The sequence below is a fragment of the Candidatus Sysuiplasma acidicola genome (assembly GCA_019721035.1).
GTDB classification, from domain to species: Archaea; Thermoplasmatota; Thermoplasmata; order Sysuiplasmatales; family Sysuiplasmataceae; genus Sysuiplasma; species Sysuiplasma acidicola.
The window spans coordinates 77,214-97,862 of record JAHEAA010000003.1 but is presented as its reverse complement, the minus strand read 5'-3'; the positions used below and the strand labels follow the sequence as shown (position 1 = coordinate 97,862).

18 protein-coding genes are annotated in these 20,649 nt (G+C 52.2%); 8 read left to right on the top strand and 10 right to left on the bottom strand.

The window, feature by feature from the left end:
• Window positions 1-4 precede the first annotated feature (4 nt).
• Window positions 5-1,774: a hypothetical protein gene (locus KIS30_02240; GenBank protein ID MBX8645566.1), complete on the bottom strand. Its 1,770-nt coding sequence runs from the start codon at window positions 1,772-1,774 to the stop codon at window positions 5-7.
• 236 nt (window positions 1,775-2,010) lie between these two features.
• On the opposite strand from KIS30_02240, the gene KIS30_02235 reads away from it, so the two are divergent.
• The 6 genes from KIS30_02235 to murQ all read left to right on the top strand — a co-directional run bounded on the left by KIS30_02235 (window position 2,011) and on the right by murQ (window position 8,682).
• Entirely contained in the window at window positions 2,011-3,837 is a 1,827-nt protein-coding gene (locus tag KIS30_02235) for an ABC transporter substrate-binding protein (protein MBX8645565.1), read from the top strand.
• A gap of 78 nt (window positions 3,838-3,915) precedes the next feature.
• Window positions 3,916-4,908 carry an ABC transporter permease gene (locus KIS30_02230; protein ID MBX8645564.1) on the top strand — a complete coding sequence of 331 codons (993 nt, stop codon included), beginning with the start codon at window positions 3,916-3,918 and terminating at the stop codon, window positions 4,906-4,908.
• On the top strand, window positions 4,905-5,795 hold the full coding sequence (locus KIS30_02225) for an ABC transporter permease (GenBank protein ID MBX8645563.1): 891 nt from the start codon (window positions 4,905-4,907) through the stop codon (window positions 5,793-5,795). Before KIS30_02230 ends, KIS30_02225 begins: the two co-directional genes overlap by 4 nt.
• Window positions 5,796-6,800, top strand: coding sequence for an ABC transporter ATP-binding protein (locus KIS30_02220; GenBank protein ID MBX8645562.1), 1,005 nt, complete (start codon window positions 5,796-5,798; stop codon window positions 6,798-6,800). It begins immediately after the preceding gene.
• A complete protein-coding gene (locus tag KIS30_02215) occupies window positions 6,784-7,770 on the top strand; it encodes an ABC transporter ATP-binding protein (GenBank protein MBX8645561.1) in 987 nt (328 codons plus the stop codon). The genes KIS30_02220 and KIS30_02215 overlap by 17 nt, the downstream gene beginning before the upstream one ends.
• A gap of 6 nt (window positions 7,771-7,776) precedes the next feature.
• Window positions 7,777-8,682 carry an N-acetylmuramic acid 6-phosphate etherase gene (gene murQ / locus KIS30_02210; GenBank protein MBX8645560.1) on the top strand — a complete coding sequence of 302 codons (906 nt, stop codon included), beginning with the start codon at window positions 7,777-7,779 and terminating at the stop codon, window positions 8,680-8,682.
• A gap of 17 nt (window positions 8,683-8,699) precedes the next feature.
• Here murQ and KIS30_02205 read toward each other — a convergent pair whose 3' ends face one another.
• Together KIS30_02205 and KIS30_02200 are read right to left on the bottom strand one after the other, a co-directional pair.
• Window positions 8,700-9,791 carry a DUF871 family protein gene (locus KIS30_02205; protein ID MBX8645559.1) on the bottom strand — a complete coding sequence of 364 codons (1,092 nt, stop codon included), beginning with the start codon at window positions 9,789-9,791 and terminating at the stop codon, window positions 8,700-8,702.
• A 5-nt stretch (window positions 9,792-9,796) separates the two neighbouring features.
• Complete coding sequence (locus KIS30_02200) at window positions 9,797-10,711, bottom strand: hypothetical protein (GenBank protein MBX8645558.1); 915 nt, start codon at window positions 10,709-10,711, stop codon at window positions 9,797-9,799.
• Window positions 10,712-10,993: 282 nt separating this feature from the next.
• Here KIS30_02200 and KIS30_02195 point away from each other — a divergent pair, with 282 nt between their 5' ends.
• Together KIS30_02195 and KIS30_02190 are read left to right on the top strand one after the other, a co-directional pair.
• Window positions 10,994-11,224: a SelT/SelW/SelH family protein gene (locus KIS30_02195; GenBank protein MBX8645557.1), complete on the top strand. Its 231-nt coding sequence runs from the start codon at window positions 10,994-10,996 to the stop codon at window positions 11,222-11,224.
• Between the two features lie 344 nt (window positions 11,225-11,568).
• Entirely contained in the window at window positions 11,569-14,310 is a 2,742-nt protein-coding gene (locus KIS30_02190; protein ID MBX8645556.1) for a DEAD/DEAH box helicase, read from the top strand.
• Between the two features lie 13 nt (window positions 14,311-14,323).
• Here KIS30_02190 and KIS30_02185 read toward each other — a convergent pair whose 3' ends face one another.
• From KIS30_02185 to KIS30_02155, 7 genes are all read right to left on the bottom strand, one after another.
• Complete coding sequence (locus tag KIS30_02185; protein MBX8645555.1) at window positions 14,324-14,962, bottom strand: fumarylacetoacetate hydrolase family protein; 639 nt, start codon at window positions 14,960-14,962, stop codon at window positions 14,324-14,326.
• A gap of 125 nt (window positions 14,963-15,087) precedes the next feature.
• Window positions 15,088-15,756, bottom strand: coding sequence for a cyclase family protein (locus tag KIS30_02180; protein MBX8645554.1), 669 nt, complete (start codon window positions 15,754-15,756; stop codon window positions 15,088-15,090).
• Window positions 15,753-17,723 (bottom strand): glycoside hydrolase family 15 protein, encoded by a 1,971-nt coding sequence (locus KIS30_02175; protein ID MBX8645553.1) that lies wholly within the window; start codon window positions 17,721-17,723, stop codon window positions 15,753-15,755. Before KIS30_02175 ends, KIS30_02180 begins: the two co-directional genes overlap by 4 nt.
• Window positions 17,724-17,728: 5 nt before the next feature.
• Window positions 17,729-18,820 (bottom strand): glucose 1-dehydrogenase, encoded by a 1,092-nt coding sequence (locus KIS30_02170; protein ID MBX8645552.1) that lies wholly within the window; start codon window positions 18,818-18,820, stop codon window positions 17,729-17,731.
• Between the two features lie 36 nt (window positions 18,821-18,856).
• On the bottom strand, window positions 18,857-19,273 hold the full coding sequence (locus KIS30_02165) for a hypothetical protein (GenBank protein MBX8645551.1): 417 nt from the start codon (window positions 19,271-19,273) through the stop codon (window positions 18,857-18,859).
• A gap of 28 nt (window positions 19,274-19,301) precedes the next feature.
• Window positions 19,302-19,646 (bottom strand): hypothetical protein, encoded by a 345-nt coding sequence (locus KIS30_02160; GenBank protein MBX8645550.1) that lies wholly within the window; start codon window positions 19,644-19,646, stop codon window positions 19,302-19,304.
• A gap of 85 nt (window positions 19,647-19,731) precedes the next feature.
• Window positions 19,732-20,589 carry an aldo/keto reductase gene (locus tag KIS30_02155; GenBank protein MBX8645549.1) on the bottom strand — a complete coding sequence of 286 codons (858 nt, stop codon included), beginning with the start codon at window positions 20,587-20,589 and terminating at the stop codon, window positions 19,732-19,734.
• Between the last annotated feature and the right edge of the window lie 60 nt (window positions 20,590-20,649).

The following is a 20,649-nucleotide window of genomic DNA, read 5'->3' as shown; positions in this document are numbered from 1 at the left end:
AGATCTACCTTTGCCGTTTCCTTAACACATAAACCGCCACAGCGATGACCGCCAGAACGACCACAAGTCCCGCTGCAGCGTACACCACTCCGTTGTTGGATGTAGCAACCGTGGCAGGTCCATGCAGGCTCATCAGCAACGGAGCCTGGGGGAACTGATATCCCTGGGCAGCTGGACCCCATCCGCCGATGGTCGCATTGGAATATGCCCATATGTTCTGTCCGTAGTACAGCACGATGAGCGGCACCTGAGTTGCCATGATCTGCTGCACATTCGCATACAGCTGGTACTGCTGGGAGAAACCGCTGACGTTTCTGGCCTGATTCAGATCGTTCCAGACTGTCTGATTGGACCACCTGGCCCATCCGTGATAGTCGAGTTCCTGTGTTCCTACCGGCGTAACAGAGTTGGTGACGAAGACGCCGAGGACGAAGTCGGGAATCGGCGGCCTGCTTGTTCCGAGCAATATCATATCGAATGTACCGTACTCTAGCGCATTGACAATGGTACCTATAGTGACAACAGACTCGGACGCGTCGATGCCGGCAGCATGCAGATTCTGCACTATTACGCTGACTACACTACTCGCCGTGCCACCCACATCCATTATCTTGGGTGTCCATGCGGTCCCGTTCGGGAATGTGAGATAACCGTTGCTGCCGTTCTTGAAGCCGAGGCCCAGCAGCATTGATCGTGCCTTACTTGGATTGAATGTATAGTTGGCAAGAGTGGACGGTATCCACTGGGAAAGCGAAGGAGGCAACTGTCCCTGATTTCCCGCGGTTCCGTAGCCGTTCAGGGCAAGCTGCACAATCTGCGTCCTGTTTATGCTGTAAGCCAGAGCCTGCCTCACCGTGGTTATGTTGTACGGGTACAGCGCGTCGTCAAACATGAACAGACCTGCCGGATCGAAGTATGTGCCAACAATCGATATTCCGGGCGACACAGAGACACCGACGTGACTCACGCCGCTGAGAGCAGCCACCTGACTCGGCGAGGGCTGAGCGAGTGTTATCTCACCGGTTTGCAGGAGAGCGGGAATGTTTGCCGTCGGTGAAAGCAGCTCCACTGCAAGGTTTGTAATCTTTGGCTTGCCCATATAGAAGTAGGGGTTTGCCTTGTAGTGCAGAACAGTTGAACCGGGCGTCCAGTTCACAAGCAGGTATGGACCATCACCGACCGGCGATGATGAACCAGTATAGGCCGTTATGTTGGAAATCGCAGAGAAAATGTGCTCAGGCACGATGTACTTTCCAAGCGATGCGTAGTCGAGAAACGGAGAAAACGGGTGCGTCAGTGTAAACTGAACAGAGGTGCTGCTCAGAGCAGTGACATTCTTCAACAGTGAGCCTACGATGAAACCGTTGAGAGTGTCAAACAGGGGGTGCTGCTGCAGCAGCCTGAAGGAATAGACCACATCGTTCGCGGTGAGCGGTGTCCCGTCAGACCATTTCAGATTCGGTACCAGGTTGAATGTGTATACCGTTGCATTCGCGTTGGCACTCCAGGATTGCGCAAGCTGTGGCATGAGTGTTCCATTGGGTGCCTGAAGCATAAGCGTGAGATAATACAACCCGCGCAACTGGTCGGTCGTTATGGCAGACTGACCGCCTGCTTCCCACGGATTCAGATTTGTTATTGCTCCGGGCGAGACGATGCCTACGGTCAGTGTAACGGGGGTTGAAGAGGCCCTGTCTGACTCCGGCACCAAAACAAAGAATATACTCGTCGACAGCAACACGGCTATCAGCAAAGACACGATTTTCTTATTCATTAAATCGCGAGCATGTGATTTGTTATCACTATATTAAATAATCGGACCATGTCCGCAGCCAGACTCCGTCAGCGAGCAAGAAAAGCGCAGTCACTGAGCTGCGCCTGTTCATAGGAACGAAGGTAATCTTTTCATTCTTGCTTGTCTGAGATGCCTATGATTGGGAGAAACTGTTTTATGATAACCATGCTAATAATAATCAGTCATTTATACATCTGTTCCATTCACCGGGAATTATGACTGAGAGAAAAAGAATATTTTTCATGCGAAGGGCATTGATCGCGTTTTCCGTCGCTTCCGCTTTACTGCTGATCGGTAGTGTATTCGGCGGCAGCTTCGTAGGTGTTGCTTCCGCAAAACAAGTAGCCAAGATAAATCCGAACGGTACATTCATCTTCGGTTCTATCCAGGGCACACTCACCAATCTGAATCCGCTCACAGCCACAAGCATGGCAGGAGACATAGATGCTCTGCTGTACAGTTCACTCCTATACCCGGGAACGAGCGGCGGAGTCATACCGTGGCTCGCAAAGTCATACAACGTGACAAACAACGGCCTCACGTTCACATTTAATCTAGTCCACAATGCGACGTGGTCCAACGGACAGTCTGTTACTGCCAAAGATGTCACATATACATTTCAATCGCTGATCAATACACCAAGCATTGACTTTTTCTCATTCAATAATTACATCCAAAGTGTAGTTGCCTTAAACAACTATACGGTTGTATTCAAAATGAAAACGTTCTACAGCCCGCTGATTTATGAAATAGGAACAGAGCCTATCATTCCGGCAGCATGGGGCAACAGCCCGTACACTTCCAATCTCTCAAGTTTCACGAATTACGCGACAAACATTACATCTGGGACGTATCAGGCGACGAACCTGATAACCGACGGCCCGCTGATACTGAACAGCATGTCTACAACTGCTGGAACAGTGTTCAGTGCAAACAAGCATTTCTTCAACGGACCGCCCTCTTACGCAAAAATGGTATGGGAATATTTCAAGACCACTTCAGATGCCACTGCTGCGCTTGAAAGCAAGACGATTGATGCATTCTGGGGGCCCTACACAGACAGAGCACTTTTCGCAAAAATACCCTATATACGAAGCGTAAGTGCTCCCTCAACATACGAATTCTTCGCTTGGATGAACAACGCAATTGCGCCATTTAACAACACATATGCAAGAAAGGCTGTAGCATATGTCATAAACAAGACGAACTTGAACCTGCTCGCTCTTGCAGGAGCGGGACTCACAGGTTCGTACGGAGCGCTTCCGGCACTTTACAAGAATCAGATACCCGCAGGACTGCCATTCTACCACTACAACCTCACAGAGGCAGCGATTATGATGAAGGACGGTGGATTTACTCAGAAAGGAGGTCAGTGGTACTACCCCAACGGCACACAGGTAACTGTCACTTTGATTGAGCCTCCGCTCGCAGACTGGGTTACTGCCGGAAACGTGATAGCCAACAACCTGACTGCATTCGGAATTAAGACAACATATGTGGCAAATACGTTTGCACAGTGGAACTCGAACACAGGCTACGGCAAGTATCAACTCACATACTTCGGATACACAGGCTATGCGCCAAATGCTTGGAGCGTGCTCTATTCTCTGTTCTCCAACAAGTCCTCAGCACCCATGGGCCAATTCGTCTGGACCCACGGGTGGAACGTGGAACGCTACAACAACACGACAGTCAATAGTCTGCTCACACAAGCTGCATCCACATCCAACAGCACCAAGGTTCAGCAGCTGCTGGACAGTGTGCAGCAGATCATTGCGGCACAGGTTCCAGTGGCAATGACATCGGACCCCCCTACATTCTTCAGCTACAACAATCAGACAATCAGAGATAACACACCAAGTTACAACATTGCATGGATGATCAGCGTTGAACACATCGACGTTCTGCAATACGTAAACGAAACTGCTCCCAATTACCTCCCGTACATAGGAGGAGGAATCGTGGTACTGATTCTCGGGGGTGTCGCAGCTGCGATATTCTATGTCAGAAGGAAGAGGCTGAAGGAAAGGCATAACAAGTAATCTTGCCCGGTTGTCGGATGGCGCCGCAAACCTCTTACCCATAAATTTATGCCGCTTACGCAGAAGGAGACGGTAAGATTGATCGGCAAACGGTATCTGCTGAGAAGACTCGTAAACATGGCGGTCATCGCATACGGTGCGATAACGCTCAATTTTTTTCTTCCGAGAATAATACCAGGCAATCCTGTTATGGCGAACCTGTTTGGAGGCGGAGGCGGACAGATAGGGAATCCGGTCGTGGTACAGAGGCTCACTCAGGAGTTCGGACTGAACAATCCGAATCTGCTCTATCAGTATTACAGATATCTTGTCGAGCTTGTCCACGGCAACCTGGGCATTTCATTCTATTACTATCCGCAGAGTGTCACTTCGGTGATACTGCAGAGACTGCCGTGGACGCTGTTTCTTGCAGGATCCGGAACAATATTTGCCGCCCTGCTTGGCATACCGCTCGGTATTTTTCTTGCGTGGAGAAAAGGAACACTGCCTGACTCGCTGATTTCATCAGCAGGCATGCTGATTTCATCGATACCTTACTTCTGGATAGGCATTATACTGCTGATTTTCTTCGCCGTAGATATTACGATTTTTCCAGTTGCACATGCCGTATCCCAAGGTGTCACATACCACAATGAATTTGCGTTTCTAGGGGACGTTCTGTATCATGCGGTTTTGCCCATATCTACGCTCGTCATAGCCCTGATGCCAGGCTATGCGCTGCAGATGCGCAACACCATGATAACCGTAATGCATGAAGATTACATACTGACGGCCTTTGCAAAAGGACTGCCGAACCATGTTATAAAGAACAGATACGCTGCCCGAAATGCCATACTGCCCGTGACCACCCACGTAGGCATAGCGCTGGGATACGTTGTCGCAGGCGCACTCATGGTGGAATATCTTTTTGCCTATCCAGGACTCGGATATACGCTCTTTTCGGCGATACAGAGCGAAGATTACCCGCTAATGCAAGGCATTTTCCTGATCATAAGCCTGTGCGTCATACTTGCCAATTTCATTGTGGACATCATCTATACAATTATTGATCCGAGAGTGAGTCTAATTTGAACAGTTCGACAGATGTGAAGCAGCAATCCCCGGTACGCTTCCTTGTGAAGAGACTGCTACGTCCGCTGATACCACTCACACACAACAGGAAATTCATTCTCGGTGCATCTATAGTGCTGTTTTTCATCGCGCTTGGTCTGCTCGGAAAATTCATTGCACCATTCAGTCCTCTGGCGCAATCGGGAGCGCCTTGGAGTCCGCCTTCAGCCAGGCATATTTTGGGCACAAACTACCTCGGTCAGGATGTTTTCTCATGGTTTGTCATAGGCACTGCGACGTCGCTGAAGGTGGGTTTCTTCGTCGCGCTGTTTTCGAGCAGCATAGGCATCTCCGTAGGACTTACCGCGGGGTACCTCGGTAAATATACCGATGACGTACTGATGCGTTTTGTCGACATGCTCCTTGTCATACCAGCCTTTCCCCTGCTTGTCATACTGAGCGCATATCTTCCACCCACAAACACATCCACCATACTGATTCTCTCGCTGCTTTCCTGGCCATTCATGTCCAGGGTAGTGAGATCGCAGGTGCTTACGCTGAAGGAGAGGGGATATGTTGCAGTTTCGAAACTCTCCGGATCCGGTAATCTGAGCATAATGTTCAAGGACATCTTTCCGAACATGGCACCCATAATATTCATAAACATGATTTTTCTCGTCATCGGCGCAATAATTGCACAGGCCGGTCTGGCGTTCTTCGGGCTTGGAAATGTGAATTCAGTCAACTGGGGAACAATGCTCTACTGGGCCCAGGTCGAAGATGCCGCAATACAGAGTGCGTGGTGGTGGATAGTCCCACCGGGCATTGCCATCGGTGTCCTGGGCATGGGCCTGAACATGCTCGCAAACGGAATAGCTGAGACTACACTGGAAATGAGGACAGGGTGATTGCACACGGAATTGCTTGAAGTTTCGAAATTGAACATCCGATACAGGACAAAGAACAGGACCATTCATGCTGTCAGGAATCTGTCCATATCCATCAGAAGAGGAGAAGTTGTCGGACTCGTAGGGGAGAGTGGATGTGGCAAGTCCACATTCGGCATGTCGCTGTTGCGTCTGCTTCCCAAATCGACTGACATCTCCGCAGAAAAGATGGTGTTCAACGCGGAAGACAGCTCACTGGGAGAAGGCATCGAAATACTGAAGCTGTCCGAAAAGGAACTGAGAAGACTCAGGTGGAAGCACGTCTCTGTCGTTTTTCAGGGATCCATGAACTCGCTGAATCCGGTGGCAAGAATAGGCGATCAGCTGGCGGATGCCATGTTCTGGCATGGATTCAACGATGAAACAATCGAGAACAACATAACGTCCTATCTTGAGCTTGTGCACCTTGACGACTCGATACGGAAGAACTATCCTCATGAGCTCTCCGGTGGCATGAAGCAGAGGGTTGCCATAGCGATGGCGCTCGTCTGCGGCCCCGAACTTGTCGTGGCGGATGAACCCACAACAGCGCTGGATGTCGTTGTGCAGAGGAAGATATTGAAACTGCTGATGGATACGAAAGATAAACTCAATCTGTCTGTAATATTCATAACGCATGACATTTCACTCCTCGCGTCAATCGCAGACAGGGTCGCAGTGATGTATGCCGGTTCGATCGTAGAAATCGGCGATGTGAAGACGCTATTCAGGAGGCCCCTTCATCCATACACGAGGGGGCTCATGTCTACCATACCGCGCATCGACGAAAGACAGACAGAGCTTGTTGAGATAAACGGCTCGCCGCCTGACCTTTCGAGCGACATCGGTGGTTGTCCGTTTGCTCCGAGATGCAATATCGCTACAGAATTGTGTACGAGAGAGACGCCTGAATTGCGTGCGCTGGGAGATGCACATTTGGTTTCGTGCCATAACGCGGAGATGTCAGTGAATGGAAAAACTGGTTGAAGTAACAGACCTCCGGAAAATATTCGGCCAGTCGAAGAGTTTTCTGAACAGGATGGGAAAAAGACGACATGTCGAGGCTGTCGCCGGCGCGTCGTTCGATATCGGAACGAACGAAATAGTTTCTGTTGTCGGAGAAAGCGGCAGTGGCAAGACAACACTTGGAAGGCTGATGGTTCGACTCTTGGAACCGACGTCAGGAGAAGTCAGATTTCACGGAAAGAACATCTTCGACATGAGCAAGACGGAGATGATTTCCTTCCGGCGGAACGTACAGATGATCCTGCAGGACCCGTATGACTCTCTAAATCCACTCTTCTCGGTGTTTGCAAGCGTGTCGAAACCGCTGAACATTTTCGAAAAGAATCTGTCACGAAAGGATAAGGAGGAAAAGGTGGCTGAGCATCTTGAAAGCATGGGACTCAAGCCCGCGGGACAGTTCATGCACAAGCTGCCGAGCGAGCTCAGCGGAGGACAGAGGCAGCGTGTGTCCATAGCCCGGGCAATGATACTGAAACCCCAGTTCATAGTTGCCGACGAACCTGTCTCCATGCTAGACGTTTCGCTGAGAGCAGAAATGCTCAACAGGATGAAAAAACTCTCGCGCGACGGCGGTACCTCCTTTCTCTTCATAACGCATGACATATCGAGTGCGAAATTCATGGGTGACAGGATGCTGATTTTCTTCCGCGGCAGGATCGTGGAGCAGGGAAAGACCGCCGACGTAATAGGGAAGCCAAAGCATCCATACACCATGCTGCTCGTCGATTCAGTTCCAGTTCCTGATCCAGAAAGGGCATCCTCCTTCCTCACCCTGGACGACGCGGGCGGCGGCGCTGAAGAGAGCTATTCGGCGAGCGGATGCAGGTTCGCATCCAGATGCCGGTTTGTCATGGATCGGTGCCGCGTCGCCGAACCGCCGATGTACGATACCGGCGACGGGCACGGGGCTTCATGCTTCCTTTACGAGTGATCAGCTATGCCTGAATCAGAAAGCAAATATATGCATCTTGAAACGGAAGAAATATCCGAAAAATTTCGCAGACTGGACATGCTTGACACACTATCTCTTCTGAAAACGATAAATGAGGAGGACAGCAAAGTTCCGGGCATTGTGGCAGGTGCTCTGCCTGTCATAGCGAAGGTAACCGACGCTATTGCAGGATGCATTGGAAGAGGAGGAAGACTCATATACGTGGGTGCAGGGACGGCTGGAAGAATAGGATTCCTTGACGCCGCGGAATGTGTGCCGACCTTCGGCTTACCCACCGGCACTGTCGTGTCTATTCTTGCAGGAGGCGTCCGATCCATGACAAAGGCGAAGGAGGGTGCGGAGGATTGTGCAGCATGCGGCGCAAAAAGCATGAATGCCCTGAAAGTCCACAAGGACGATTTCATAATAGGCATCGCAGCGTCCGGAAAAGCCCCTTTTGTCATTGGCGCAATGAAGCGGGCAAAGGAGAGAGGGGCGACATCCGCCGCGCTGGTGAACGTTAGCAATGCTGCAATAGCGGAGCATGCCGATTACGTCATAACGCTGCTGGTGGGACCGGAAGTCATAGCCGGCTCATCGAGGATGAAGGCAGGAATGTCGGAAAAACTCGTCCTGAACATGATTTCGTCCGCTGTTTTCGTTAAACTCGGAAGGGTGTACGACAATATGATGATTGAACTCAAACCGCATAATGAGAAGATGAAAGAGCGATCGGTGCACATCCTTTCAACCATAACCGGTGCAGACTATCGCAGTTCCGCAGACGCTCTGGAAAGAGCCGGGTGGAGCATAAAAACTGCCGCTGTTATGATTATGAAGGGCGTGAGCGTCGAGCAGGCCGAAGCCAGGCTCTCGGAAGCTAAAGGCAATCTGAGAAATGCCCTGCTCTGATCGTCTGTCGGAAGGATTCAGACAAACGGAACGAGTTTAAACTTCCTGAATGGTCTGACCATTCTGACAAGCTCCCTGTCCTCTTCGAAGACTGTGCCTACAACGTTGATGCGCTCATCGGCGGGCATCTTCTCCAACCATAGATTGAGCTCGCATGAATTTTTCAGATTGTTGTTGCCGTCCCTGTATCGCTCATTGTCAATTGTCACGGAATATTCTCCGCGGGCAGTGCAGTTGCGCGGAGGAACCATCCGGTGAATCTCTTCCGGCTTAAATCTGTACGTGTGCCGCAGCGAAAGCATGGTGCCAGGCTTTGCGGTCAGTTCGTTTGCAAACAGCAGATGTTTTTCTGCTTCAGTGGCGTCACTGGACGGTATGGTTCTTATCCGGACATAATCCCTTGAACCGGTTTCGGCTATCGCGTCGAGATCCCTGTCAGGCGCCATTGGATCGCCGATGAGCACAGTGTCGATGCCGTGCACGGCAAAAAGTTCCTCTGCGGCCCTCTCCGGAGACATATACCTGTGTGATTCCACAGTAACGCGCGTATGCAGTGTGGACGAGTGAACGAACGCAAAAAGGGGTATACCATGACCGGAGTATGCGGACGCCTGCTGCTTCAGGAAGTCCATTGATATACCTGACTCGAAACGCGGATAATAGTTGAAACTGGCCTGAAGGTTGCGCACGTCCGCGCCATTCGCAAGCATTTCATCGAGGTCGGAATCAAAATAGTGGCATCCATTCAGCTCGATCCTGAGACCGGCTTCGTTATGTGTTATCTCGGCCGCCTGTCGGTTGGTAAACCCGTCGTCCAGACGAAGCGCGGTGACACCTGCTTTTCGAAATGGCGAAAGATCATCGAGCGTTGCGTTGAATATTGTGAGAGCGCGTGGAGAAATGTCTGTGACGATTTCCATGCCTAGTTCCTTCACCCTCTTCGTGACGATTGGCATTTCCACACTGACGCGGGCCGGGTCCGAACCCGGTCTTTGCATGCTCGTGAATATTCTCTTGAACCCCTTGCTTGATGCCTTTTCCAGATAACGCAGATTGTCCTCGACGCTGTATTCCATTCCGGTGAAAATGGAAACGCCTGTTGTTCGCATCGAATTCAGCTCTCCACGTCGCAGGGCTGCGCCCTGAGCTCGTGTGACCCGTCGGCACGCGTCGTTTCAAAATAATAAATCAGCTTGCCACGGAACATAACCGGATCGACGTATCGCACTGATCTGCCGCCTTCGCCAAGCAGTGACGGAGCCTCGGTGGAGAGCCGCAGAAAATGCTTCAGATCGGCTGTTATGGCCATACCGCACCTCTCTTCGTAATTCTCTTCAATGCTCGCGGAGCCGTCATAGAACGAGACGAAACCCCAGGGAGTCCTGGCAACAGAGCTTATGCGGGTAGTGCTAGAATCCCATCCCTTTCCGAGACCTATTACCTCTCCCGCCCATCTGAAATTCACGCCGTCGGCGCTGATCGCAAGACCGCTGTTGGATGTCGTCAGTCCGGTGGCGAAGGCGTCGGCGGTAGCATGCAGACCAGACACTGCGGTCTGTGGTAGAGGAGCGTAGCTGACGTACATCAGATAGAAGTTACCCATTGTGACGATGTAAGGGTCTTTCACCCCGCTTGCGCCCGCAGCATCCGCAGTCAGCACGTTCTTTCTTGAGGCTATGTCGAAGGACTTGACTGATGGCGCTTCCATCATATCTATCTGCCAGACATTGGTCGCCGGATTCACATAGCTGAAATACAATCTGAAACCACTCGCGATCGGGACCAGGCAGCTCCGTTCGATGGATGGCGAATTTCCAAGTGCGCTCTTTTCTATTTCGAATTCATCCCTGAAACTGATACCGTCATCGCTGACAGCAATCCTGTTTATCACGCCTCTGCCTTCCCCTCTCGGTCTTCTGATTCTATATGTCAGGTAGATACTGTTACCCAGAACCAATGCAGAGGGAGCGCCGACCCAGTATCCCGGTGCATTTTTCTCTGGATGTCTGATTACAACAGACTTAGTCACATCAAACTCCGGCATAAACCCTAGCTCTCTGGAACTGTGCTGTTTCATATCACGTCAAAGTTCCGATATTAACCTACATAATTAACCTTGCGACGCATGTTTGCCTGTGGCGAAGATGCATGCTGAAGGACACAACCCTGGATGGAGGAAAACTGACTGCACATTGCCGCAGGCACCGAGGGAAATCTGGCCGGGATTCAGCGTTGTGCTGGACGCCATCATGCCAACATTTTGGATCAAGCAGATATATGAATTTGCAATTCTGGAACAAACATGAAAACCATAACGATAAAATATTGCCAGCCATGCGGCTTCATGCCAAGGGCACTGGATCTTGCGAAGGATGTGCTGCAGGCGTACGGCATGGCATACAACAAGAACCTCAGCCTGAATCTGCAGCCCGGCGACAAGGGCATTTTCGAAGTGCTGGTGGACGACAGTGTTGTCTTTTCGAAAGAGAAGCAGGGCAGATATCCGGATGCTAAGGAAATTATTGATGCCATCAGAAAGTGACTATCGCGTTGCGAAGTCACAGTCGTTTCTAGCACACTTATAGCACATGCTGCTGCAAGTCAGGCGCTCTCATTAACACTGTGCCGATTGAACTGATATCCTCCTGGACAGATTTTCCAAAGCAACATAGGACAGAATATCATTCTATCCAAACAGCACGGTCCGATGACAGAGTTTGCACCAAGTGACGGGCGACTTACGCGGCAACAGATATTAATCCTGAGAGCAGACAGTAAACTGAAGGAATTGACGCATAGAGAAACCCTTTAATCAGGGGAGCAGGTCTTAACTCAAGAGTCTTGATGGATGAACACCTATTGATGACGGGGGCAGCAAAGAGCCCCATGGACTTACTGGATGCCAGACTGCGGGAAGTGCTCAGGAGCAGGAACATAATCGAACTGCACCCTGTGCAGGAGAATGTCTTCCTGCCCGTGTACGGCGGCAAAAACATACTGGTCTGCGCGCCTACGGGAATAGGCAAGACTGAAGCAGCCATGCTTCCGGTTCTTCAGAAAATGATCGAGGAAAAGGGATCCGGCGGCATCAGATGTCTTTACATAACACCGCTCAGGGCGCTGAACAGGGATATGCTTGTAAGGCTGAAAGAACTTGCGGCATCGGTCGGGCTGACAGCTGCGGTGAGGCATGGGGACACTTCGCAAAGCGAGAGGAACAGACAGTCCGCAAATCCTCCGGACATACTGATTACTACGCCTGAAACGGTGCAGATATTGCTCACGGGCAAGAAACTCAGAAACGCGCTCGCAGCTGTCAGGTTTGTTGTTGTGGACGAACTTCACGAACTCGTCAGCGGCGAGAGAGGCGCACAGCTGTCCGTCGCTCTTGAGAGACTGGCTAACATGGCTGGCGAATTCCAGAGAATCGGGCTGTCGGCAACCGTGGGTTCGCCCTCCGAGGTTTCCAAGCTTCTTGTATCTGACAGGGAAGTGCAGATAGCCGCGATTCCCGTGGAAAAACTCAGGGAGATTGATGTCAGATGCCCGAAGCGCGACGATCGGACCGATGAACTCTCTGCAAATCTCCAGGTCGACGAAGGAATGGCTTCCGCCATACAGGAGACGAAAAGACTGATCGAGAGTCACGGCAGCACACTCTTTTTTGTCAACACCAGGGATCTTGCGGAGGCTATATCCTCCAGATACAGAATATGGTCTCCCGATTTCCAGATCGGCGTCCATCACGGTTCACTGTCAAAAGAGCTGAGAGTGCAGATGGAAGAGGAGTTCAAATCAGGCAGACTGAAATGCCTGATATGCACATCCTCGCTGGAGCTCGGCATAGATATTGGAACTGCCGACTTCACCATTCAGTTCAACTCGCCGAGACAGGTCACGCGCCTGCTGCAGAGGATAGGGAGATCAGGACACAGAGCAACTGAAGTCAGCAGGGGATGCATTGTTGCGTTTGACGAGGATGAGATGATCGAGGGTTCGGTCATCGCCAGAAGGGCAATGGCAGAAGTGCTGGAAGAGCAGACAGTCAGGGAGAAGCCGCTGACGGTGCTTTCGAATCAGATCATTGCTATGTCCGCCGAGGGCACCTACACACGCGAATCCATGCTGTCGACAATCCGCAGGAGCTATCCGTTCAGGCATCTCGCAGAGTGGGAATTCAACGAGGTCTTCTCCTTTGCCGAACAATACAAGCTGATAAAGGTCGAGGAAGGAACGGTCAGGAGGTCAATGAGAGGGCTGCGTTACTTCTACGACAATATATCCATGATCAGGGACGAGAAGACCTTCAGCGTCAGGGACATAAGCACGAGGAAGGTGATCGGGACGCTCGACGAGGGTTTCGTCGTTTCATTCGCGGAACAGGGCGCGTCTTTCATCACACATGGCAGAAGCTGGAGGGTCGTGGAACTAAGGGAGACGGAACTCCTTGTGGAGCCCGTGTCCGTTTTCGGAGCCCTTCCCTCATGGGTGGGCGAGGAGATACCGGTTCCATTCGAAGTTGCGCAGGAAGTCGGACAGCTGCGCAAGAAGAGGAATGTCATGGACTATCCGCTCGATGCGGAGGCGAGTATGAAAGTTGCTGAATACCTCTCCGGCGTGACGGAGCCGTGCATTACGGCAACGGACGATCGCATCGTGATAGAGACAGAAGGAAGGAGAGCGGTCGTCAACGCGTGTTTCGGCACGAGGGTGAACGAAACGCTGTCCAGGATGATTGCAGCGGTGATTTCCGCGAGATCCGGCGAGAGCGTAGGCATTGATATCGATCCGTACAGGATCATGCTGGAGCTTCCCCGCAGCGCAAGGAAGGAGTGGATAGAGGAGGCAATCCGCTCCATACCGCCCGAAGCACTGGACTCGTTCATGAGAAAGATCGTGTCAAATGTTTCCTATTCCAAATGGCAGTTTCTCTTTGTGGCGAAGAAATTCGGTATCGTGAGAAAAGATGCCGACTACCGCGAGCTGAACATGACGAAACTCATGGCCTCCTTCGAGCACACGCCTGTGATGGAGGAAACAATAGACAAGAGCATCTGGGAGAGTATGGATGTCGGCAGGGCATCCGGTGTGCTCAATGACATCGCATCAGGAAGGATACAGATTGTCTACGCACCACTCTCCGCATACGGAAGAAAGGGACTCGATGCGACGAGGGAACTTTACCGGCCGGCCAGGGCCGACAGAGGCATACTGGAGGCGCTGAAGAAGAGGCTGATGGAAGAGGAGTTTTCGATGCTCTGTCTACACTGCGAGGCGAAATGGAAAAGCAAACCGTCGAGGGAAGGAAGACGGGTAAAATGCTGGAAATGTTCCAGCCCGATGGTGGCGGCGCTGAGCAGCTATGACCGCGGACGGCTGCCGCGCAAACTGAAATCCCAGAAAAAATTCAGCGATGAAGAGATCAGGGAAGTGCGGAAGCTCAGGAAGAACGCCAACCTCGTCATGGAATACGGTCAGAGAGCAATGCTGGTGCTTGCGGGAAGGGGCATAGGGCCGGACAGTGCCGCAAGAATACTTTCGAAGCAGGGCGATCAGGAAGAGCAAGTGCTGAAGGACATACTCGAGCAGGAGATAATTTTTGCTAGGACGAAACGTTTCTGGGACTGAGCCGCGAAAAGAGTCAGACGGATGAAACTACGCCGTGTTTCAGCGTGCCGATGCCCTCAATCTTCACTTCCACCGTGTCGCCTGCTTTTATCGGCGAAACGCCTGCGGGTGTGCCGGTTGCAATGATGTCGCCATCCTCCAGCGTCATTACCGTTGAGACAGTGCTGATGATGGATGAAATGGAAAATATCATGTCAGAGGTGTTGCCCCTCTGCCTGATCTCGCCGTTCACTTTCGTCTCTATGCCGAGCGAGCGAATATCGATAGCGCTTGCCGCAGGAACCATGTCTGTCGCGGGAAAAAATGTGTCATACCCTTTCGACACCGTCCACGGTTCGCCTTTCCGTTTGGCGGCTGTCTGTATGTCCCTCGCGGTGACGTCGTCGCACACCACATAACCCTTCACGGATTGCATCGCGTCCTGCTCGCCGATGTTCTTTGTTCTTTTGCCGATGACCACACCGAGCTCTCCCTCGCAGTCCACCCGCCCGACGCCGGCGGGCAGGACGACATTACCGCCATTACCGAGCAGCGAGCTCGGCGGCTTGAGAAAATAGAGCAGTTTTTCTGGAACGGCATTGCCCAGTTCGGAGGCATGTTCGGCATAATTCCTTCCGACACAGATGATCTTGGTAGGTCCTTGCCCCTGCATGTTAAGCACCGGATACGCACATGGAAAACATGGCTTTCAAGTTTGCCTGCCGGCAGATGTCGACGACTTCGTAGCTTTCCAAGAACTGAACTGCAAATGATCAAACGCACCAGGCAACCGGATGGTCACCGTCCGTTCAGTGTAATCGACGATGCCAGCGGGGGAGAAAAGAGCACCGCCCTCGCTGGTGCGGCCTCTCTTCCCTGCAGCCTGATCGGGAACACGGCAAGCGTATATCGGCCCTCTTTCACGCCGGTGAGACAGAGTCCCTCGATGATCGGTATGTCGGCACCGAGAAGTTTGTTGTGCGCTGGAGCGTCATGGGAGCCGAACTTCTCGACGGACAGGTAATCCAGTCCGACGATGGGCACGTGCATGCGCACGAGCTCATCGGCCGTCTCACCCTCAATGAACACGAAATCCCTGGTGAACGGCCTGCCGTACAGTCCCGAATTGGATGTCCTGAAGAGAACACCGTCGCCCTTCGGGATTCTCTTCCCGGCAAGCACCTCGGGTGTCACGCTTTTCCTCCGTGTCCGGACGACCTGCACGTTGCAGAAAAAGCTGCCCATTTCCAGCTCGTCTATCTTCTTTCCGCCGGGTATGAAGTGGAAGGGTGCGTCAACATGTGTTCCGGTGTGGACGCCCTCGCTGAGGCGTGTCAGATTGACCTGATCGCCGCGCTCGATGCTCATGGCCCATTCCAGTGACAGGGTCGGATTGCCGTCGTAAATCGGCATCCCGTCCCTGACTGCCACTGACACATCGATGATCTTTGAAACGATTCTGCTCAATTTACATCACCTAACCGCCCTGCCTTTTCAAGATATCTGTCGACCGCGTCAATGAATGCCGCATGGCTCCACGTGAGCGGCGAAACGGAAAGAGGATATCCGGTGCCAGGATGAATCTGCTCCGCGAGTATGCCGCTCGGAAGCGCGTGCTGTGTCGTCCACTTCAGCAGCTCCAGCGCCTTCGCCAGCGACTTCCTGTCCTTTGCCACTGCGGTGTACCAGTCCGCGAGCCACAGCGTGCAAATGAACCACGGATTTCCCTGCACGTCCGTGCTGTCCGCGCTGCGCTGATACATGTCACCGTCGTATCTGGCAACGCCGCCAATGCCGCCCCTTACCCAGAGTTTGTCCTTAATCGCTTTCATAGTTCCGGCGACCATCGGATCGTCCGGCTCAAGCACGCCGAAGAGGAAGATGCCTGAGAGGCTCGCATCCACTGCGTTGTCCCTTTTGGGTGTGGAGCCCTCATCGCATATCAGTCCCCTGAGAAATCTGCCGTCCTCATGGCTGTAGAGATTTGCAATCATCGCCTTCTTCAGCGATGCCGCTACCGAGGAGTACCGTGCCGCCACATCCTCTTCACCGAAGCTGCTGCAGAATCTGGAGGCGGCTACCAGGCCGGCATAATTTGCTGAGCATGTGAATGTGAACACGCCGCGTCTCTCCTCCCACAAATCGTAGCTGTCGACGGAGAGGCCGGTGCTGCTGTCGACATAGGAGGCAATGAAATCAGCTGCATTCTTGATGAGCCGCCTGTAGAGAGGTTTGAAGAACTCGACATCCCTGTAACGTTCGAAATGATTCCAGAGTGCATGCAGAACGAGCGAAGTCTCGTCCTCCTGTATCGGCAACGATGGCTTACCCCCCAGCGCCCACGGATGCCAGCTGCTGGCGAACGAGCCGTCAGGGTTGTACTTCTGCAGAAAATAACCCCTGTGACTTATCACACCGGCGCAGAACTGGTAAAACATTGAAGAAGTGGATGAATAACCTGCATTGTCCATGGCAAGAGAAACCAGAGCCCCGTCTCTCGGCCAGACATAGCTGTAAGTGTCCCTGTTGAATCTGAGCAGATCGGTGTCGTTGGCCGCGATGACGCCGCCCTGGCTGTCTATGTTTGTGGCGATCGCCAGCAGACTCCTCCTGTACAGTTGCTCTATTTCCGGCGGCAGATCCATGAAGTCTTTCTTCTCCTTCGTGCACCAGAGGCGCCAGTAATTGGCCGTCCTCTCTATGAACCTGTCAACACCCCTCGACCTGACAAGATTCTGAAGCCTGTCCACACTGTCATAATCCTCGCCGGCAAGCATGTAGTAGTAACCGCTCCTGCTGCCGTTTGCCGGCACGCGGAAGGTAATGCCGATGACTGAATCCACTGAGCCCTGCGATATCGTGTTGCCGGAAAGCATACCGTCCTCTGCATCGCGCCAAGTTCCCTCCCTGCCTTCCATCTCCTTCTGGCCGCAGGCAAACATGCTTATGCCTGCTCCGTCGTCCGCGCCAGCGTCTGTGAGAAAATATCGCCTTCCCTTGTAATGTATGACGACATTCAGCTGCGGGTCGAAAAATGCCGTGTCGCCAATGTCATTGCCGTACAGATGAAAATCATGATGGAAAAACAGTCTGACTTCCGCATCGTTTCCGGCCACTCTCTTCACTTCGATTTTTCTGACCAGTGCGTCGATGACGAAGTCTACCGCATCGCGAAAATGCAGCTCAACGCCAAGCGCATCGTTCCTGAGCGTCACATCGCAGACAAGCGTATCCTGGACATAGCGCAGAGTCTTTTCCCAGCCGGGTGAATTTGTCCAGCTGAATGCCCCGTTGACCCACACACCGACCCTGAACATGTGTCCTACGGAATGATTTTCGCTGCCGACATGCGGGTAGTAAATATCCCTGATTGTATAATCGCCGTCAAAGGCTACGAGCAATTTTCCGTTGCCTATCGGCAGATCCCTTGGCATTCAAATCACTGTTTCGTCCAGTCGATTACAACCTTCACCGACTCATGCCCTCTCAGAGAGTATGCGGATGAGAAATCCTCGGGCCCGAACCGGTGTGTTACCATCTTCTCGAGTATACCCGGATATCTTCTGTTTATTTCAACCATATCATAAAGCGCTGCCTTGAAATAGCTCAGGTTTGCATTGACGATACCTACGACAAGAGCGTTATTGAGAACAAGCGAGCGCATGATCTGCACTGCAGGCATCTGGTATGTTTGTGCACCGCCCGGGATGCCAGTCAGTGCCATAATGCCGTTCGGCGAAAGAGCCGGAACGGTATCGAGGCCGACCACTGCATCTCCTGTTGCTTCAATAATAAAATCGAAATTGCCGATCGTCTTTGCGAACTCAACAATGCCCTGTGTACGGCTGTCTATGTGCGTTACGCCAGCGCTCTTCAGTATGCCTGCGTGCAATGTGCTGTCATCATGCCGGTCGGCTGCCCACACCTGAAATCCCCTGATTTTTGCCGCGAGAGCCGCGAGCATGCCGACGGGGCCCGTCCCGAGCACGAGCGCCTTTCTGCATGAATAATCGCCGTCGCACTCCCATCTCACCCTCTGCTGCAGTCCGACAGCCTGAATGATTGCCTTTTCGCCAATCGTCATAGGTTCTGTAAGCACTGCTGCATCGCCTAAGTCCGCGGGCACTTCGGCGATGTACTCAGGCACTTCGGCGACAACTTCGGAATTGTAACCGTCCAGCTGCTTGATTCCCCTTTCCCTGTATTTCCCGGTGAAGCACATGTCAGACTGGCCGTGAAGACAGCTCCAGCACTGGCCGCATCCGCGTCTCACAGTGGGAACGACCAGGCTGCCCCTGCGCAGTGTGCTGCTGCCCGGATCTGCTACGGTGCAGAGTGATTCGTGTCCGATTGCAAGGAACTGTTCGCCAGCAGGCGCCTCGCCGTAATAAGCGGAAATTATCTCCCTGTCAGTACCGCATATGCCTACCAGCCTCGGAGTGAGCAGAACCTGACCGTCTGTCTGCGAAGGTTCCTTTTTTTCGTTCAGCATGACGCCGGGCGTGCCGGGTTTAACGACAATTGCTTTCATGTTTCAACGATGGCAGCACGTGGTCTACCTTAAAATCTATTTTGATAGCGAAACTGCTGTTCCGCCGGATCGGTCCGTCCTGAACACATATCTGTCAAGAATTCTGTCATACTCGACGCCATCAATATCTATAACGGCCGTTCCGGGATGCGGGGATCTGAGTGCGGAGAGTCTGATAGCAAGCGTGGTGTTTTCGTTGAACATCGTGTAAGACCTGAAATGAATACCCGACCGTTCGGCTTCGACATCCATCATATCTCTCTTCAGTTCGCGCAGTTCACTCTCGAGTGCCTTTCTCTTTTGAAGCAGGTCTCTACGCCGTACGCGAATCCCGGACAGTTCGCCTGCCACTGTTTCACTGTCCGGCGGAAAGGCAACGTGTCTCCTGCGGCTGATGAACAGAGCAATGTATGTCACAGCCGTTTGCTCTACTCCGCGTCTTCTGGGAATCATATCATGCCGCTCCTCCATCCCTCTCGTATCATTCTTCCCTGAGAGCACGCTTCAGGAACAAATTGTCCTTCGAATACGTCGCGAAGAGCAGTTTCTCCTCACTGAGTCCTGATCGTGCGTCAATCAGCCTGCTCCTCACCTCTTCGAGTTCACGTTTCACGTTTTCGATGTCCCTTTCGATAATCGGCAGTTCGCAGATGCCGACTGCCAGTTCGGCGAGCCGGCGCATATCGAGTTTGCTCATGCCGTGTGCCGGTGAAAGTTTCCGGACTTCACCCATATCGGGGGCATCCGCTTCCGCAGACACCGTTTTTACTGCAGCCGAAAGCTCTGCGTCCTCTAATTGTGAAAGGAGACGAAGTACACCGCGCATGAAACTCTATTCGACGATCGCGCATATTAATATAGGGCCAGAAAACAACGATGTTGCGCGTTGATTGCAGACGAGATGCAGTCGCTCATCCGCCGTCATTGGAAAATATGGCTGCGAGAGCGTTCATGTCTTCCCTGTCAAATAGCCTTCCGCCGAGCGTGGAGTTCTCCGCCACGTGCTCCGGATTCGAAGCGCGCGGGATCGGGAAAACGCATTTGTCGGATGACAGCAGATAATTCAGCGCCAGCTGCGCGTCTGTCTTAAGCCCGCACTTTGAAGCGATCGCCTTAACTGTCGCGGCATCGCTGCTCCGGAGTTCTGCCAGTTTGCCGTGTCCCAGAGGGTAGTATGCCATGAGCGCGATACCGTTTTCTCTGCAGTGCGGCAGTATATCATTTTCAACATCGCGGTGTTTCAGATTATAGTGCATCTGCGTGGATATGAGAGAATGCCTCTTCAGTGACTGCTCTGCCTCAATCATCTTCTGAAGAGAGAAGTTGCTTACGCCTATGTACCTTATCTTCCCATCGTCGACTAGCCGTTCCATTGCGCGCATTGATTCGCTTACAGGAACGCGGAAACTCGGGAAGTGTATCTGATACAGATCGATGTAACTGATGCCAAGACGACGGAGGCTCCTATCGCATGCCCTGATCAGTTTATCCTCTCTGAGGTGATTGGGAAAAACTTTCGTCGCTATGAAGAGTTTTTCTCTGTCGTAATCCTTAATCGCTCTGGAAACAAGGGGCTCACTCCTGTAGAATTCTGCCGTGTCGATGAGATTTATGCCCTCTTCAATACCCTTTCTTATTGCCGTGACCTTTTCATGCACACCGAAGCCGATGCCGAGTGCCGATGCTGCAATCCATCGAAAATCATAATATGTGCCCATGCCGACGCAGGAGACACGTACGCCTGTCCTTCCAAATTCCCTGTATTCCATATACGCTTTGGTATAGGACACGGGCCTATATCACTTGCATGTTCCGACCTGAAATATACG